Below are 17,416 nucleotides of genomic sequence, written 5' to 3' on the forward strand. Positions count from 1 at the left end.
GTTCACTAAAAGGAGGGATACAAACATCCCTCTTTTTTTGTCAAGCAGCATTTGTAGATATTCACTATACCAAGGAAGACAAGATGGGTAAAAAGCTGTTTCCGACTGAAATCGTCGAATTTACGGCAGAATACCACTTCAATAAGCATAATCCCCGAACCCTCATCGTTTACCAGCTTTTGTTGCTGCTCGTGATAGGGGCGATCGCATCCCTCTTCGTGGTGAAAATAGATGTAAGTGTTAAAGGGACCGGGTTGTTGCGCGCCGTGCAGGAGAACCATGCAATTAAAGCCATTGTTTCGGGCCGCGTGGAAGAGGTGTTCGTAGGCGAAAACCAACGTGTGGAAGCCGGCCAGGTATTGGCTAGGATACGGACGGATATCCTTGATCAAGAAAAAGATCTGTTGCTGTCGCAACGGTCCGATTTAGGCAGCCAACTGGACGACTTGCATAAACTGACCCGTTTGCTCCAGCTGCGCGAAGTGAAAAAGCGCCCATTATTGTCTTCGGCGATGTATAGCCAGCAATTCACCTTGTTTTGGCAGCGGGTGTCGAAGCTGCAAAACCAACTTGAACTTGCTGAGAAAAACTTCGAACGTTATAGCCAGTTGTACGATAATCGTGTGATTTCTGCAGCAGAATATGATGAAGCGAACTACACCTATCAACAGGCCAAAACCGAATTGGAATTGGCGTACGATGAGCAGGCGTCGGTGTGGCAGCAGGACTTGACCAACCTTCGCCTGAAGACCGGTGAGTTGGGGGCAAGGATCAGCCAAGTGAATAAGGAACAGGAACTTTATGTGTTGCAAGCACCGGCATCGGGCACGCTCCAGTCGGTAAAAGGGCTTCGGCAGGGGAGTATGATCAGCGCAAACGAGGTACTAGCCGAGGTGTCGCCCGATTCGGGACTGATTGCTGAGGCGTATATCTTGCCGAAGGATATTGGATACCTACGCGCGGGCACACCTGTGAATCTACAGATTGAGGCGTACGACTATAACCAATGGGGAATGGCCACCGGCGAAATTGCATCGATTTCGGCCGATATCTTCACGGATCGCGGGCAACCTTATTTTAAAGTTCGCTGCGTACTCAACGAAGACCGGCTTGCGCTTAAGAATGGATATGAAGGGAAGCTGCATAAAGGCATGACATTGCAAGCCCGTTTTTTCGTCACCCGACGGACGCTTTTCCAACTGATATATGACAAGGCTGACGATTGGCTGAACCCTAATATCATAGCGGCTCAGCAGGTGGCGCGCTAGCGATGTGCGAGACCGTATGAAAAAACATAAGAAAGATGGCAAACTGGAAGGCACGCTTTGCCCGGGGATCCCGGATACGCCGCGTTAAAATCAAGCAGCACGACATTGCGGATTGTGCTGCGGCATGCTTAGCGTCTGTACTGGCTTGGTATCGGCGCGATGTGCCTATAGCCCGTATTCGCCAGTATGCCTCCACAGACCAGAAAGGGACCACCGCTTGGGGTATCATCCAAGCGGCCAAGAAGCTAAACCTTTCAGCTAAGGGGGTACGTGGTGATCTCGTGGCGCTACCCGATATTCCATTACCGGCAATAGCCCACGTGGTTGTACGCCAGCGATTACAGCATTACGTAGTGGTCTATGGCGTGTCGAAGAGTCACGTGCAGCTCATGGACCCGGCCACGGGAACAATGGATAAAATACCGCTTCCAACGTTTATGGAAAGTTGGACAGGTGTATTGATTCTCCTTAGCCCCGACGATGGATTTCGTCCCGGAAGCGAGAAAGCAAGTGTGGCTAGTCGCTTTCTGTATCTGTTAAAGCCTCACAAGGCCATCCTTTGGCAAGTGCTCACGGGTGCATTGCTGTTTACCGTGCTAGGGCTGTCTACATCCATTTTCTTGCAGAAAATCGTGGACCACGTGATTCCCGACGGAAACCGCAACCTCCTTAACCTAATGGGACTCGCGATGGTGGCAATCTTGGTTGTGAAGTTGATCATCAACCATGCCCGAACTATCCTTACCATCAATACGGGGCAGCAGATTGATGCCCGGCTTATTTTAGGTTATTACAAGCACCTGCTGCGGTTGCCACAGGCGTTTTTTGATAACATGCGCGTAGGCGAAATCATTTCCAGAATGAATGATGCCGTCAAAATCAGGGCATTCGTAAACGATGTGTTGGTCGGATTGGCCGTCAATGTTTTCATTGTGCTGTTTTCGTTTGCGCTGATGTTTAGCTATTACTGGAAACTGGCGCTTGTTTTGGTGTTGGTGGTGCCTTTATTTTCCATCATTTATTATTTTGCAAACCGGCTGCACCGGAAGACACAACGTAAGCTTATGGAAGATTCGGCAGACTTGGAAGCCCAATTGGTCGAATCGGTTAATGCCGCGCGTACGATTAAACGTTTCGGGTTGGAGGAATTTGCAAACCTGAAAACGGAAACCCGTTTTATCCAGTTGCTCAAGAGCGTCTACACGTCGGCCACCAATTCCCTTTGGATCGGTAATGCCAATGGACTCGTGGCGGGCTTGTTTACGGTGATTCTATTGTGGCTGGGTACCTTGTTTGTGCTCAATAAAACCATTACACCCGGCGAGTTGCTGTCGTTCTACGCCATTTTAGGATACTTTATCGGTCCGGTAGGCAGCCTGATTGGGATGAATAAAACCATCCAGGATGCCGTGATTGCCGCCGATCGACTCTTTGAGGTGATGGATCTGGAACGCGAGGAAACCGAAAATCAGAGCGACCTGACCCCTGAGATGATCGGAGACATGGCGTTTGTGGACGTAAAATTCCAATACGGGACGCGTACGACAGTTTTTGAAAAGCTTAACCTACGGATTGCCAAAGGAAAGATCACTGCGATTGTAGGTGAGAGCGGCTCAGGGAAAACCACGCTGCTTTCACTGCTGCATAATATGTATCCCATACAGGGGGGTAAGATCGTGATGGGTGATTTCGATGTGAGGTACCTCACACACGACAGCCTTCGGCGGTTGGTGGGCGTTGTACCGCAGGAAGTCCACCTTTTTGCGGGCAATATTGTGCAGAATATCGCCATAGGCGATTTATCGCCCGATATGAACGAGATCATGAAATTATGTAAGGAATTGGACATGTTATCGTTCATCGAGCAGCTCCCTGCAGGGTTCAACACGTATATTGGCGAAAATGGTGCCCAGCTTTCTGGGGGGCAACGGCAACGGATTGCCATCGCACGATCACTTTACCGTCGTCCTGAGGTGCTTATCCTCGATGAGGCAACCTCGTCGCTCGATTCGATATCGGAGAGCCACGTACGACAAGCCATCGCTGATTTTAACAAACAAGGTAAGACCGTGATCCTCATTGCACACCGGCTGAGTACCGTGATGAACGCCGATCGCATCGTGGTGCTCCATAAAGGTAGGCTCGTAGAAGAAGGCCACCACTCAAGCCTAATGAATATTAAAGGCTATTACTACAATATGTGGCAGCAGCAATTCCCGCCAGAATTTGCCCTGCTGGGTAAACCGCTACCCGGGAATTGATTACCGAATTTAGTTGGACTGATTATAAATAATATGTATATTCGCCCCCGATTAATGACTTGGTTTAAACAATGGTTTGCCCGTTAGCTAATTTCGAAGAAGTATATAAAACCCAGCATGGTGCTGTATATCAGTGCAGCAGGCAAAATTGCTACTGGTTGGAATTTGCGGGCGACACTACGGCATTTAAGGTGAGTGATTTTCTCAACTTCAAAAAACGGATTGATGGTATCGACCTATCGGCCATGATTATCGATTCATCACGGACGGCAGATTTTACGATTGTGATGCCATTCCGCACACCACGTTGCTTCGTGTTGGATGTGAACGACGTGCTGAACCTCCGTGAATTGCTCGATGGCGCCAAGTTTATGATTGAGCTCAACAGCGTGGTCAACGCGTGCCTTCAAAGAATATCGAGCGGCGCTCGCGTATAATTTAGACTGAATTCGTATTGCTTTTATTTTGTGGTGTTTACCGCTTAGTTTGCGTATTTTTGTACCACAAGCCGGATAAGCCGTTGCTTGTTTGTTGAAATAAGAAAATACGTGATATTATGAAAGATTTATTAAGATTGAAGACTTCGTTGAACGAAGAAATCGAAACTATATTGAATGCACAGATTAAAGTAGAAGCACACTCGTCGTCCGTTTACCTGGCCATGTCCGCTTGGTGCGATGACCAAGGGTATGACTTCAGTGCTACTTTTTTTGCTGAGCAATCGGAGGAGGAGCGGAAGCACATGATGAAACTTTTCAATTATGTGAACGACCGGGGCGGAAAGGCAATCTCACCGGAGATTACCAACATTCCGGCCGATTTCGAATCTTTCCGTTCGGTATTTGAGGAAATGCTTGAGCAGGAGATGTATGTTACCCAGCAGTTTAATAACATCGCCGACAAATGCATCAAGTTGAAAGACTTTGTAACCTTCCAGTTTATCCAGTGGTTCCTTGAGGAGCAGATCGAAGAAGAATACGTAGCGCGCCGCATATTGGATATGTTTGATGTAATCGGTGAAGAGGGGGTAGGCCGCTGGGAGATAGACAAACACATACCGAAAGTACAATACAACGGGTAATTATAGGCGGTTAACGTTAGGATTTATCGGGTTGTCTTTTTAATAAGACAACCCGAATTTTTTTGCACACATACGGATTATGTGCTATCTTTCGTTCTTTATAAAGGTTATCCGCCTTTGGTTCATATATTGTCACGAAAAGTTGCCATCGATAGCGCCACATAAGCTCCTCGTTTTCGCATTCCTTTTTGTATCGTTGCAGGCCTTCGCACAGCATCAACGAAAGGAAATAAGCGGCCTTGTTATCGATACAGCGGGTGTGCCGTTGGTGGGCGTCAATGTTCGGTTAACAACCATATTGGACACCATGCTTGTCGTGACCGATGATCTTGGTCAGTTTAGGTTCGCCGATGTCATTGGCCCCGAATTCAGATTGAGCTTTAGTATGATCGGCTACAAGATATTGGACCGTAGCTATGCTAATAATTTTCCCGGCGCTACTATGCGACTGTTGCCTATCGTATTGCCACCGCAGCAAACATTGCTCGCAGAGATTATCATCAACAGGGTGCAACCCATTATCATCAAGGAAGACACCATACAATATAACATGGATGCGTACAACGTCCGCCCGAATTCCTTGCTGGAAGAAGCATTGAAACTACTTCCTGACATGCAGGTGAGACGGGATGGTAAGGTGATCGCACATGGAAAGCTTGTCAGCCGGGTGCAGGTGGATAGCAAGAACTTTTTCGGTGGCGATGTCTTAACTGCCACACGTAACCTACCCGCTGGATTTATCCAATCAATCCAAGTAATTGATGATTATGGTGCCATGGCCAACATCACCGGTGTAAAAGATACCGAACCGGAAAAGATACTCAACATCGTGCTGAAAGAAGAAAGTAAGCGGATTTTATTCGGCCAGGTAACTGGTGGGGGTGGTACGGAAAATCGCTATATCGGGAGTATGGGGCTGAATAACTTTAACGATGGGCAAGAGTTTTCTATATTGGGCTCATTCAACAATACCAACACGAGCCTCTTCAGTTACGGTGCACCGAGCGGAGCGGGCAACCGGGAGCGCGGAAACACGGACTTAACCGGTATGACGGACCCGGTAGATGGTGTGAATACGACGAACTCGGCAGGGATAAGTTATTCGGACGACCTGTCGGATAAAGTGAGCGTGTATGGGAAGTATACATTTACCAATAGAAAGAATCACACTATTGGCCAATCTGTATTGACCAGCCACTTCGATTTTTACGAGATCATCAATCAAGAAGAACGGGAACTCGTGACCGACAATATCAACCATTTGATGGCCTGGGATATTGAAGCCCAATTGGACGACCGAAATTATTTGAAAATAAGCCCAAACCTCTCTTATAGTACGGTCAATACCAACAACCAAAGCAACGATACCATTAAGAATAGAAACATCGTGAGCGAACGGGTGTACAATGCTACAGATGAGTTATCGATACCTAATTTCGATATGGATATCTTATATTCCCGGATGTTTAGTAAACCCGGAAGGAAGTTTGTACTCAACATGCAGGGTAAGTATTCGAAGCGAGACAAACTGGAAGATATCAACGACTATTTCGAGAGCGTGAATGCGAATTCCGGCCAACCGATCCAAGATGATGCGTACACGTTGGCCCAGCAGATCAAAAGTCAGAACCAAAACCGTATTGGCAGACTTAAGGCTTCTTTTGTGGAACCGATTGATAAGTCGAGCATATTAGAAATCGGTTATGAATACAATTATACGGCAATAGACAGTCGGCGGAGTGTTTGGGATACCGACGAAGGGTTATTTGTCGACTCGCTCAGTGTGGATTATTCGTATTTCTTTGAAAGCAATCGGGTGGGCCTGAATTACCAGATGGAACAGAATAAGCGTTTTAAATATACCTTGGGGTTTGCAGTACAGCCGTTGCTTCTCCGGGGCCATATGCTCAATGCCGATACGTTGATCCAGCACCGCAATGTCAATTTGATTCCAAGTGCCGGTCTCAGGTTTCGCATCAGTGACGAAAGCGAACTGTCTGTCGAATATTTGGGCACGAACAACCAACCGAACTTTTCGCAGATACAACCTATCCGTGATCTCTCCAACTCCCAGAATATCATCATCGGTAATGCGGATTTGAAAGCGGAGTTTATCAACCGGATAACGACCCGGTTTCGCCAAACCAAAATCGGGAAGAACCAGTTTTTCGAAGCCCAGCTGGCATTTAATAAAATCCAGAATAAAATCGTCACCAGCCGGTCTAACCCCACCAGTACGGTGCAGGAAACCAGTTTCCGCAACTCGAGCGGCTATTTTGACGCACGAGGGTATTATATGTTCAGCACACCGGTTATCAATGAAGACTTCCAGCTGAATTTTAATGGTACCACCGATTACGTAAACAACATATCGTACATCAACGAGGAGAAAAACTATGGCCGTAACTTTATTTATTCACAGGCTGTTCAGATGCGGTTCATGCTCGAAGATATCGTTGAAACGGAATTGAATACAAGCTATACATTCAACCATACCCAATATTCGCTGCGCAATAGCGAGGGCATCAATGCCAATTCATTTCTAGTGGGGTTGGCTGGGAAGGGCTATCTCTCGGACAATTGGGCATTTGGCTTTGATTTATCCCACAGACTCAACAATGGCTACAATAGTTTTGTGAATGTGAACCCGACGTTGCTCAACGCCTACCTCGAATGCACATTCCTTGCCAATAATATGGCCTTGTTGCGGTTCCAGGGTTTTGACCTCTTCAATCAGAATACCGGCGTAACCCATGAAATTATGGGCTCTGATGCGCTTTTTATGCGCAATAACCGCCTTGCCCGCTACTTTATGGTTTCGCTTAACATCCGTTTGCAAAAATACCCATCAAAGAAATCATGATGCGCGCCGTCGTAATTACTGCCCCCGGACCCGCTAGCAACCTCACATTGCAGCAACGGCCCATACCAACGCCAGAACAGGGCGAGGTCCTTATCGAAGTACGTGCTGCGGGCATTAATCGTCCCGATATCTTGCAGCGTAAAGGGAAGTACCCGGCGCCGCCGGACACGGTGCAGGATATTCCGGGGCTGGAGGTAGCCGGTGAGGTCGCAGCATGTGGAGACGGCGTGGATAGGTGGTCGGTCGGCGACCGGGTATGTGCCTTAGTCCCGGGAGGGGGATATGCCGAGTACGTTGCCGTTGATGCGTCGCACTGTCTACCGGTACCGGATAACTTGGATTTCCGCGCAGCGGCTTGCCTGCCCGAAACCGTCTTTACCGTCTGGTATAACCTATTTCAACTTGGGAAGTTGCGCTCCGGTGAAAACGTGCTGATACACGGTGGGAGTGGGGGGATAGGGACCACTGCCATCCAGCTTGCCAGCCGCTTAGGGGCCAACGTGTATGTCACTGCTGGTTCGCGCGATAAGTGCATCTTCTGCGAACAGTTAGGTGCTGCCAAATGCGTCAATTACAACTTGGAAGACTTTGGTGAGCAGTTAGCCAATCGATCTATCGATGTGATCCTCGATAGCATCGGTGGCCCCTATTTTGAAAGAAACATGGCTTTATTGGCCGATGGCGGTCGGCTGGTGTTTATTAACGCCGTGGGCGGCCGGCAAGTGGCGCTGGATGCGTTGGGGGTAATGCAGCGCCGCCTCACCATTACCGGTAGTACATTGCGCAGCCGTAGCCGTGTGTTCAAGAGCACCCTCCGGGAATCGGTGGAACATCATGTGTGGCCATTGGTACGGGCGGGGCAATTTGCCCCGGTTATCCATGAGGCATTTCCATTGGCCCAGGCATCTCGTGCGCACGAACGGATGGAATCCGGTGATTTTATGGGCAAGTTGGTACTGGATGTATAGGCATATGATAGATTATTAAGATTATTGTAATAAATAACTCATATTGTTGCCAGCTTGCGAATAATTTACGTCCTTAGTTGCCACTTATAACAACGGATACCATGAACGAAGCGTTTCTTCAACAACTTTACGATAAACAACGGGAAATAGCGGACGTGCCGCCAAACGGTGTAATCGCTGCTTGGGCATTGCGGCTATTGGATTTGCTTTTCCCTGAACGCCAGACTCATCCCGACAGGGATGTGGCACAACTTAAAGCACACTTTATACAATCGGAAGCAGATTTGCTCAGCATACTCGATCGGACGAAAGCCTGTGAAACCTGCAACCATGGGGCGGTTACTAAGCGTTTTTACGAGGCGTTACCCGAAATGCATCGGATTATGCACACCGATGCTACCGCTATTTTTGAAGGCGACCCGGCGGCGACCAGCACCTTCGAAGTAATCCGTACCTATCCCGGGTTTTTTGCGATTGCTTTGTACCGCGTGGCGCACGCATTGATGGCATTGGATGTGCCGCTCTTGCCGCGAATCCTTACCGAGCACGCCCATTCGCAAACCGGCATCGATATTCACCCAGCGGCTACCATCGGCGAATATTTCTGTATAGACCACGGTACGGGTGTCGTTATCGGCGAAACGGCCGTTATTGGCAATCAGGTGAAAGTCTATCAGGGGGTTACCTTGGGGGCGATGAGCGTAGAGAAATTTTTAGCAAACACCAGGCGCCATCCCACCATCGAAGACCGCGTGGTGATTTATGCAGGTGCTACGATCTTAGGCGGCGATACCGTTATTGGTCACGACAGCGTTATCGGTGGAAACGTTTGGTTGACGTCCAGCATCCCGCCTTACTCCACGGTGTACCACCAACCTACTGTAAAGATTGTAGACTCGAAAGCAACACATTAATAGGCTATGAAGACGTTGATTGATTGCGTGGGAAACACCCCGATGGTGAAAATCGAGAAATTGAACCCCAATCCCAATGTGACATTATATGCCAAATTGGAAGGGACTAATCCGGGTGGAAGTGTAAAGGACCGCGCCGCGCTCAACATGATCCGAAGCGCGATAGACCGCGGCGACATCACTCCGGATACACGGCTCATCGAGGCCACTAGCGGCAACACGGGTATCGCACTGGCCATGATGGCCAGTGTTTTCGGGCTGTCGATCGAACTCGTGATGCCATCCAGCTCTACGCGGGAGCGTACGCTGACCATGGAGGCGTTCGGTGCGAAGGTAACCTTGCTCGATTCCATCGAGGCGTGCCGGGATTATGCCGAAGAGAAGGGGGCACAACCGGATTACTACATGTTCAATCAATTTGCCAATCCCGACAATTACTTGGCCCATTACCAAACAACAGGGCCCGAAATATGGCGCGATACGACGGGTAAGGTTACCCATTTTGTGAGTGCAATGGGGACTACAGGTAGCATCATGGGCAATTCCATGTTCTTAAAAGAACAAAACCCGGCAGTGCAAATCGTAGGTTGCCAACCGACGGAAGATTCGTCTATCCCAGGCATCCGCCGCTGGCCTGAAGAATACCTGCCCAAAATCTACGACCCCCAACGGATAGACCGCATGATGGATGTTTCACAGGCAGACGCGACGGCGATGGCGCGCGAACTAGCCCGCAAGGAGGGGATATTTGTTGGGATGAGCAGCGGTGGGGCCATGGCGTGCGCTGCCCGCTTAGCGGCAGAAGTGGATACAGGCGTTATTGTAGTCATCGCATGCGACCGCGGGGATCGCTACCTTTCCAGCGACTTGTTCGGTTAAGGTAGCACAGCGTGTTAAACTAAGACCCGAATTTACTTTTCAAAGCAGCTAATTTGCTGGCCATGTCATTTTCTCCAGTACGCGACTTGGTAGGCTTTCGCTGTTTATGGGGCCGTCCGCCCTGTTTTTTGGGTACGGGGCGTTCTTCCGTTTTCATCGATAGGCTGATCCGGCTACGTTTTTCATCGACTTCCGTTACAGTGACCATTACCTTTTGCTGAACCTTAACTAATTCGTTGGGATCTTTCACATAACGGTTAGCCAGTTGGCTGAGGTGCACCAATCCATCCTGGTGTACACCGATGTCTACAAAAGCACCGAAATTAGTGATATTTGTGATGATGCCCGGTAAGCGCATGCCAATACGAAGATCAGCGATACTGTTTACACCTTCCGTGAATGAAAAAGGCTCGAACTGTTCACGTGGATCCCTGCCGGGCTTGGCCAGCTCGGCCAAGATATCGCGCAGGGTAGGCATCCCGACATTTTCACTGACGTATTTTTTAAGCTCGATTTGTTTACGCAGTTGTTCATCGCGAAGCAGGTCCGCTACCGAGCATCCCAGATCGGCCGCCATTTGGGCTACCAGGGGATAACGTTCGGGATGAACCGCACTGGTGTCCAGCGGATTTTGAGCATTCCGTATCCGCAAGAAGCCAGCAGCTTGCTCAAAGGCCTTTTCGCCCAATCGCGGTACTTGTTTCAGCGACTCGCGGTTACGGAAGGCGCCATGTGTTTGGCGGAAATTAATGATTTGCTGGGCTAAGGAAGGTCCTAAACCAGAGATGTAAGACAGGATTTCCTTAGACGCGGTATTGAGTTCGACACCCACGGCGTTAACGCAACTAACCACGGTGTCGTCAAGCGCTATTTGTAGCTTGGATTGGTCCACATCGTGCTGATATTGGCCCACGCCGATTGATTTTGGATCAATTTTGACCAATTCGGCCAACGGGTCCATGAGTCGCCGACCGATGGAAACGGCGCCGCGTACAGTCACGTCGTGGTCTGGAAATTCTGCACGGGCGGTTTCGGAGGCGGAATATATGGAAGCACCACTTTCATTCACCATCACGACGGCTATGCCGGGGATATCCAATTTGCGTACAAATGCTTCTGTTTCGCGTCCAGCCGTCCCATTGCCGATAGCGATGGCTTGCAACTGATGTTTTTCGATGAGGGCACGGATCGTGTGGGCAGCCTGTTCTGCGCCGCCGGTGCCGGTATGGAGAAATAGGGTCGTATTTTCAAGCAGTGCACCCTGCTCATCCAAACATACGGTCTTACAGCCGGTACGGAATCCTGGATCGATGGCCATGATGCGTTTTTGCCCCATGGGGGCGGCCAGCAATAATTGCCGTACGTTGCCCGTGAATACCCGTATAGCCTCGTCATCGGCGCGTTGCCGGGTAAGCATTCGTACTTCGGTTTCCATGGCAGGCTTGAGCAGCCGCTTATATCCGTCGAGCATGGCCATGCGCACTTGTGTGCTTGCTTCGCCTGCTCCCTTCACATAAGCATTGTCTAAAAGGGGGAGTATGTCACCTTCGGGTACTTCGATATCCAGGTAGAGCAGTTCCTCTTTTTCGCCTCGTCGCATGGCCAAAATGCGATGGGAGGGAGCAGTCTTCAGCGGCTCCGTCCACTCGTGGTAGTCCTTGTACTTCAATGCGGCGTCCTCTTTCCCGGGCACCACCCGTGCCGCGAACATTCCCTTTTCGAGGAAAACCTGCCGCGTTTTGGCTCGGATTGCTGCGTCTTCGGCGATGATTTCAGCAATGATGTCACGTGCGCCCGCTAATGCGTATTCTACATCGTTTACGCCATTCGCCGTATCCACATAGGTTTGTGCAGCGGCAAGGATGTCCGTGCCATTTTGCAGCAGCACCAATTGTGCGAGGGGTTCCAACCCCCGGTCGCGCGCGACACTTGCACGGGTTTTACGTTTGGGCCGATAAGGGAGGTACGTATCTTCCAGTGTGGTCATTGTCTCCGCAGCACGTACTTTTTCCTCCAATTCGGGCGTAAGCTTCCCGAGGTCAAGGAGTGATTTGAGGATGGCGTCGCGGCGTTTGTCCAACTCGCGCAGCTGGTAGAACCGGTCGCGGATTTGGGTAAGTTGTACTTCGTCGAGACTACCCGTCATTTCCTTGCGGTAGCGCGCTATGAATGGAACTGTGGCTCCCTCATCGAGAAGGGAAATAGCCGTGCTTACCTGCTTTGCAGACAACGCAAGTTCTTCGCCAATACGGATGTGGTGATTCATATTCCCTTAGGGGTTCTTTTCGTCACTGACCGGTTGCTGTGGGCTTTCGGTATCGGATGTGTCGTTACTTTCAGTGCCTGCTTTGGTATTATCGCCAGCGTCGTGGTCGTTGTGATAATAGGGGCCCTGAGTGCCGTAGTAGTCGGGCTCACGGCTAGGCTCGGGGTTGTGTTGGTATGTGCCTGCCGGTGCCGCTGGATTATGTTCATTCAGTTTTTTAGGCTCGTGGTCCTCCACGATGGCATCTTTCACATCCAGGTCCTTTTCGAAATTATTGATCTGGTCACTGATATCGCGTTTAATGGTTTCCGATGCATCCTTGAATTCACGTATGCCACGCCCCAGCCCCCGTGCTAATTCCGGAAGTTTTTTGCCCCCGAAAAGCAATAATGCAACGAACACAATGAGCATCATCTCACTCGTTCCAATGTTTAAGAATGCAATTACAGTACTCAACATAACAATAGCTCAATTTTCCACCTGCTAAGGTAGGGGTAAATTTTTTTATATCCATGGCTCGCCCTATTTTTCCACCTATAATTGATTAAAAAGCCATTTAATATACCGTATAATTGTGCTTGGCCCCATTATTCCGGCCCGGACAATATGGCAAACAATTGCCTGCAGCGCGTAAAAGGCTATTAGCGGCTTTTCATCGCTAATCAGCGTTGGTAAACGCTGGTCGGCGGTTCCTGATCGGAGTTACTCTTCGATTGCATTTGATTCGCTGATCCAAATCGATACGAGTGATTCGGCGCAATATTGTACCTTTGCGGCTTCAAAAATGCAATGATTTACAGGCATGGGCTGGCAACTGAAACGATACAAACCCTATTATATCAATACATTAGTGCTGGCCGGTCCAGTGATGATTTCGCAGCTTGGCCATATGTTGGTCCAAGTGGCCGATAGCATAGTCGTGGGCCATTTTGCCGGTACGATTCCGCTGGCAGCAGTATCGTTGGTGCATAGCATATTCATGATTGTGATGGTCATCGGTCTCGGTATCGCCTATGGTCTAACGCCATTGATAGCGCAAGAAAACGGCCGTAAGAACTACATAGAATGTGGTGCCTTGCTGTCCAATAGCATATGGATCAACCTATGTGCCGGTGCCGGGCTGTTCTGCTTGGTGTATTTCGGTTCAATGGCGGCCATCGATCACCTCGACCAAGACCCCGCAGTGGTTCGGGAAGCCAAGCCTTACCTCTTTATCTTGAGCTTATCCATTGTGCCGTTAATGGTTTTCAGTGCCTTCAAGCAGTTCGCTGAAGGATTGGGGTTTACGAAACAGGCTATGCGCATCACGATTTGGGGAAATGCGCTTAATGTGGTGCTGGCCATCGTTTTCGTTCGTGGAATGTTTGGTATAGAGCCGATGGGCGTTAGCGGCGTGGGGTATGCCACGTTGATAGACCGTTGCTTGATGGCCGTGGTAATGGGTGCTTACCTATTCCGTTCGGTCAATTTCAAGGCGTATTTGGAGCGGTTTAGGTTGTTTTATATGGATGTATCGCGAAGCTGCTCGATATTGAAAATCGGTGCGCCCGTAGCCATGCAGTACGTGTTTGAAGTAGGGGCATTTGCTGCGGCTGCGGTAATTGCCGGCACGATCGGTGCCAATGAGCAGGCGGCTCACCAAGTTGCGATCACGCTCGCTGCACTGACATATATGATGGCAAGTGGTATTGCAGCGGCGGCGACGATCAAAACCGGTAATAATTTCGGTCAGCAGAATTTTTTTCGCTTACGTCGATTCGCAGTTTCCAGTTACCACATCGTGTTGCTCTTCATGGGTGTAAGTGCCCTGTTGTTTGCCCTGCTGAACCAATACTTACCTTGGATTTTCACGAAGGATATGGCAGTTATCGGCATCGCCGCCCAACTCCTCATCATTGCCGGATTATTCCAGCTATTTGATGGTACTCAGGTGGTAGGATTAGGGATATTGCGGGGTGTCGGTGACGTCAATATCCCCACATTGATTACTTTTATTGCTTATTGGGTCATCGGGCTTCCCACGGCATATTCACTGGGCATCGTGTTGGAATTGGGGGTAATTGGCATATGGTATGGTCTCACCCTTGGCTTGCTCACTTCTTCGGTGTTGCTGTATATAAGGTACCGCAAGGTGCTTTCTGCACTTCAAACTTCCCGGTTTGAATCCCAGTTTTCCAGGTAATCGGCTACACGTTTCACAAAGCGGCCACCAAGAGCACCGTCCACAACCCGATGATCGTAGGAGAGGGACAGGAACATCATGTGCCGGATACCAATCATGTCGCCATGCTCCGTCTCAATTACCGCGGGTTTTTTGGTAATGGTGCCCACGGCCAATATCGCCACTTGTGGTTGATTGATGATGGGCGTACCCATAATGTTGCCGAATGCACCGATATTGGTGAGCGTAAATGTGCCATCTTGCGTGTCGTCGGGACGCAATTTGTTGGTGCGGGCACGGTTTGCCAGATTGTTGACAGCTTTGCTTAGGCCCACCAGGCTTAATTGGTCGGCATTTTTGATTACCGGCACAATTAGGTTTCCTGATGGAAGGGCTGCGGCCATACCGATATTGATATGGCGCTTTTTGATAATTTGCGTCCCATTAACGGAGACGTTGACCATCGGGAAATCACGGAGCGCTTTGCTCACAGCTTCGATGAATATCGGGGTGAACGTAATTTTTTCGCCTTCTCTTTTTTCGTAAGCCCCTTTTATCTTATTGCGCCAGTTGACGAGATTGGTGACGTCGGCTTCCACAAAAGAACACACGTGGGGAGAAGTTTGCACGCTTTTAACCATGTGGTCTGCGATTAGCCGGCGCATACGGTCCATCTCGATGATTTCATCTTGGGGAGCAATTGGAAGGGTAACGGATGTTTCCGGTGACGAGCCATTGACGGGGGGCTCCAGCGAGGTTTCGTTGGCCGTGTGTTGGGATTCGGGCGGTGGTTGCGAGAAGACAACGGTTGTAGCTCGCTTTATATTTCCGTAAGCATCCGGTCCGCCTGGATTATTTTTCCAAGCCAGGTAATCAAGCACGTCCTGCTTGGTTACTCTCCCTTCATTACCCGTTCCTGGAATGCTGTCGAGTTCCTGTGGGGTAATCCCTTCTTCTGTCGCTATGTTTTTAACCAATGGGGAATAAAAGCGGGCAGAGGCGTCTTTGGAAGCTGACGGCGACGATGTCTTATCATCCTCCAATTGGTCCACGCCCGGAATCTCCGCTGCTTCAACGGGGATCTCTTCGGCTTTGATAGATTCGTCGCTGGCTGCTCCATCGACCTCGAGGATGGCGATGACGTCGCCCACTTGCGCAACTGAGTTTTCGGTGAAAAGCTGCTCCTTGAGTCTGCCCGAAACCGGGGAAGGCACATCGGAATCCACTTTGTCGGTGGCGACCTCCAATACCGGTTCGTCTTCCTCAATGTAATCACCGGGTTGTTTCAGCCATTTGACTATCGTTGCTTCCGATACGCTTTCTCCCATTCGGGGTAGCTGTAAGTTGTATGTCGCCATAACGATTCTCCGTTTTACTGTTTGAAACGCGCCTAAGTTACATAAATAATTGACTAAAAATAAAACAACGAAATTTTATTCTGAATATATTCGGTTGGTCCGAATAAAATAACGATTGACTTCGTGAGACGCACACTATTTTTTTTATTCACCACGTTCTGCGTGTAGCAACCGCCAAAGCATAAACAGTGCTGCCACCGATGACCGTTCGATATTGATTGCCCGGTCATGGCCGAATAGGAACTTGTGTGCAACAACGCCCGTCTTGCCGGCTACAGCGATCCAAACCAGTCCGACAGGCTTTTCTGCCGTGCCACCTTCCGGCCCGGCGATACCACTCACGGCAATAGCGTAGTCTACCTGGAAACGATTTTGTGCACCCGAGGCCATTTCACGTACGGTTTGTTCACTCACCGCGCCGTGTGTTTCGAGTGTTTCCGCTTTTACGCCGAGTATCGCTTGCTTCACGGCATTTGAATAGGTTACGGCACCGCCTTCAAACATGGAGCTGCTACCCGGCAGTGCGGTAATCAGCCGTGCAATATTTCCGCCTGTGCAGCTCTCAGCCGTAGCCAGCGATAGGCTTCGTTGTTGCATGAAGTCCCGGATCAGCATTTCCAATAGGGTATCTTCGTTGGCGATGAAGTAGTCGCCCAAACGTTCCTTCAATTGGTCCGCAACAGCCGCGGTTTCCTGTTTGAGTATTTCCAGGTTTGCTCCCGTAGCGGTAAGCCGAAGCCGTACAAATCCGGGTTTGGGTAGGTAGGCCAAGTGGATATGGGATGGTAGTGCGCTTTCAATATCGGCAATCTTCTCGGCTAGAAACGACTCGCCGATGCCAGCAGTCAGTACGGTATGGTGCCACAGCGGTTGACGGCCTTCCATTTGGCGGAGCCGTGGCAACACACGTTCCTGCATGAGGTGTTTCATCTCGAACGGTACGCCCGGCATGATGGCATACGGTTTCCCCTTGTGGGTGACCCACATGCCCGGTGCGGTACCCATGGCATTGAAAAGAACATCGCTTTTATCCAATACGTCGGCTTGTTTCCGGTTCATTTCGAGCATCGGCCGGCCATTGCGGCTAAAGATGGATTCGACATGGGCAAGCACATCGGGGTCGCGGCGGAGGCCGCATCCGAAATATACCGAAAGCGTCTGCTTCGTCACATCGTCTTTCGTAGGACCCAATCCGCCGGTAATAAAAATCAGATCAGCCCTCCCGGAAGCGAGTGTGAGGGCAACGATGATGTCTGCCGGATGGTCAGCTACCGAGCTTACTTGCTTCACGTGGATGCCGATGGCATTCAGCTGTTGTGCCATCCACGCCGAGTTGGTATCAATGATTTGGCCAATAAGTATTTCGTCGCCGATGGTGATGATTTCTGCTTGCATAT

General features: G+C 49.8%; 13 protein-coding genes. 9 read left to right on the plus strand and 4 right to left on the minus strand.

Annotated features, from left to right (window positions below):
• Positions 1-83 precede the first annotated feature (83 nt).
• From VNQ80_RS12660 to cysM, 8 genes are all read left to right on the plus strand, one after another.
• A complete protein-coding gene (locus VNQ80_RS12660; protein ID WP_325639130.1) occupies positions 84-1,268 on the plus strand; it encodes an HlyD family secretion protein in 1,185 nt (394 codons plus the stop codon).
• Between the two features lie 35 nt (positions 1,269-1,303).
• Positions 1,304-3,529 (plus strand): peptidase domain-containing ABC transporter, encoded by a 2,226-nt coding sequence (locus VNQ80_RS12665; RefSeq protein ID WP_325639132.1) that lies wholly within the window; start codon positions 1,304-1,306, stop codon positions 3,527-3,529.
• Positions 3,530-3,600: 71 nt separating this feature from the next.
• Positions 3,601-3,966 (plus strand): hypothetical protein, encoded by a 366-nt coding sequence (locus VNQ80_RS12670; protein ID WP_325639134.1) that lies wholly within the window; start codon positions 3,601-3,603, stop codon positions 3,964-3,966.
• A 119-nt stretch (positions 3,967-4,085) separates the two neighbouring features.
• On the plus strand, positions 4,086-4,610 hold the full coding sequence (locus tag VNQ80_RS12675) for a ferritin (RefSeq protein ID WP_325639136.1): 525 nt from the start codon (positions 4,086-4,088) through the stop codon (positions 4,608-4,610).
• A 142-nt stretch (positions 4,611-4,752) separates the two neighbouring features.
• Entirely contained in the window at positions 4,753-7,473 is a 2,721-nt protein-coding gene (locus VNQ80_RS12680) for a TonB-dependent receptor (RefSeq protein ID WP_325639138.1), read from the plus strand.
• Positions 7,470-8,441, plus strand: a complete 972-nt coding sequence (locus tag VNQ80_RS12685) for an NAD(P)H-quinone oxidoreductase (protein ID WP_325639140.1) — start codon at positions 7,470-7,472, stop codon at positions 8,439-8,441. Before VNQ80_RS12680 ends, VNQ80_RS12685 begins: the two co-directional genes overlap by 4 nt.
• 101 nt (positions 8,442-8,542) lie before the next feature.
• Positions 8,543-9,355 (plus strand): serine O-acetyltransferase, encoded by an 813-nt coding sequence (locus VNQ80_RS12690; RefSeq protein WP_325639142.1) that lies wholly within the window; start codon positions 8,543-8,545, stop codon positions 9,353-9,355.
• A gap of 6 nt (positions 9,356-9,361) precedes the next feature.
• Positions 9,362-10,234: a cysteine synthase CysM gene (cysM, locus tag VNQ80_RS12695; RefSeq protein ID WP_325639144.1), complete on the plus strand. Its 873-nt coding sequence runs from the start codon at positions 9,362-9,364 to the stop codon at positions 10,232-10,234.
• A 19-nt stretch (positions 10,235-10,253) separates the two neighbouring features.
• On the opposite strand, the gene VNQ80_RS12700 is transcribed toward cysM, so the two are convergent.
• Positions 10,254-12,500, minus strand: a complete 2,247-nt coding sequence (locus tag VNQ80_RS12700) for a Tex family protein (protein WP_325639146.1) — start codon at positions 12,498-12,500, stop codon at positions 10,254-10,256.
• 6 nt (positions 12,501-12,506) lie between these two features.
• The gene (locus VNQ80_RS12705; RefSeq protein ID WP_414692995.1) at positions 12,507-12,914 is read right to left on the minus strand and encodes a Sec-independent protein translocase subunit TatA/TatB; all 408 of its coding nucleotides are present in this window, start codon (positions 12,912-12,914) and stop codon (positions 12,507-12,509) included.
• Positions 12,915-13,302: 388 nt separating this feature from the next.
• On the opposite strand from VNQ80_RS12705, the gene VNQ80_RS12710 reads away from it, so the two are divergent.
• Entirely contained in the window at positions 13,303-14,682 is a 1,380-nt protein-coding gene (locus VNQ80_RS12710; RefSeq protein WP_325639150.1) for an MATE family efflux transporter, read from the plus strand.
• Here VNQ80_RS12710 and VNQ80_RS12715 read toward each other — a convergent pair.
• Together VNQ80_RS12715 and VNQ80_RS12720 are read right to left on the minus strand one after the other, a co-directional pair.
• Positions 14,646-16,019 (minus strand): dihydrolipoamide acetyltransferase family protein, encoded by a 1,374-nt coding sequence (locus VNQ80_RS12715; RefSeq protein WP_325639152.1) that lies wholly within the window; start codon positions 16,017-16,019, stop codon positions 14,646-14,648. The two genes, VNQ80_RS12710 and VNQ80_RS12715, sit on opposite strands and share 37 nt — an antisense overlap.
• A 144-nt stretch (positions 16,020-16,163) precedes the next feature.
• A complete protein-coding gene (locus tag VNQ80_RS12720; protein ID WP_325639154.1) occupies positions 16,164-17,414 on the minus strand; it encodes a competence/damage-inducible protein A in 1,251 nt (416 codons plus the stop codon).
• Between the last annotated feature and the right edge of the window lie 2 nt (positions 17,415-17,416).

This window comes from Parapedobacter sp. (assembly GCF_035556095.1).
In the GTDB taxonomy this organism is placed as follows: Bacteria; Bacteroidota; Bacteroidia; order Sphingobacteriales; family Sphingobacteriaceae; genus Parapedobacter.

Bases quoted from the DNA above. Each gene is read 5' to 3' on its own strand.
- VNQ80_RS12660 (WP_325639130.1), top strand. From the start codon at position 84: ATGGGTAAAAAGCTGTTTCCGACTGAAATCGTCGAATTTACGGCAGAA.
- VNQ80_RS12665 (WP_325639132.1), top strand. From the start codon at position 1,304: ATGGCAAACTGGAAGGCACGCTTTGCCCGGGGATCCCGGATACGCCGC.
- VNQ80_RS12670 (WP_325639134.1), top strand. From the start codon at position 3,601: ATGGTTTGCCCGTTAGCTAATTTCGAAGAAGTATATAAAACCCAGCAT.
- VNQ80_RS12675 (WP_325639136.1), top strand. From the start codon at position 4,086: ATGAAAGATTTATTAAGATTGAAGACTTCGTTGAACGAAGAAATCGAA.
- VNQ80_RS12685 (WP_325639140.1), top strand. From the start codon at position 7,470: ATGATGCGCGCCGTCGTAATTACTGCCCCCGGACCCGCTAGCAACCTC.
- VNQ80_RS12690 (WP_325639142.1), top strand. From the start codon at position 8,543: ATGAACGAAGCGTTTCTTCAACAACTTTACGATAAACAACGGGAAATA.
- cysM (WP_325639144.1), top strand. From the start codon at position 9,362: ATGAAGACGTTGATTGATTGCGTGGGAAACACCCCGATGGTGAAAATC.
- VNQ80_RS12700 (WP_325639146.1), bottom strand. From the start codon at position 12,500: ATGAATCACCACATCCGTATTGGCGAAGAACTTGCGTTGTCTGCAAAG.
- VNQ80_RS12705 (WP_414692995.1), bottom strand. From the start codon at position 12,914: ATGATGCTCATTGTGTTCGTTGCATTATTGCTTTTCGGGGGCAAAAAA.
- VNQ80_RS12710 (WP_325639150.1), top strand. From the start codon at position 13,303: ATGGGCTGGCAACTGAAACGATACAAACCCTATTATATCAATACATTA.
- VNQ80_RS12715 (WP_325639152.1), bottom strand. From the start codon at position 16,019: ATGGCGACATACAACTTACAGCTACCCCGAATGGGAGAAAGCGTATCG.
- VNQ80_RS12720 (WP_325639154.1), bottom strand. From the start codon at position 17,414: ATGCAAGCAGAAATCATCACCATCGGCGACGAAATACTTATTGGCCAA.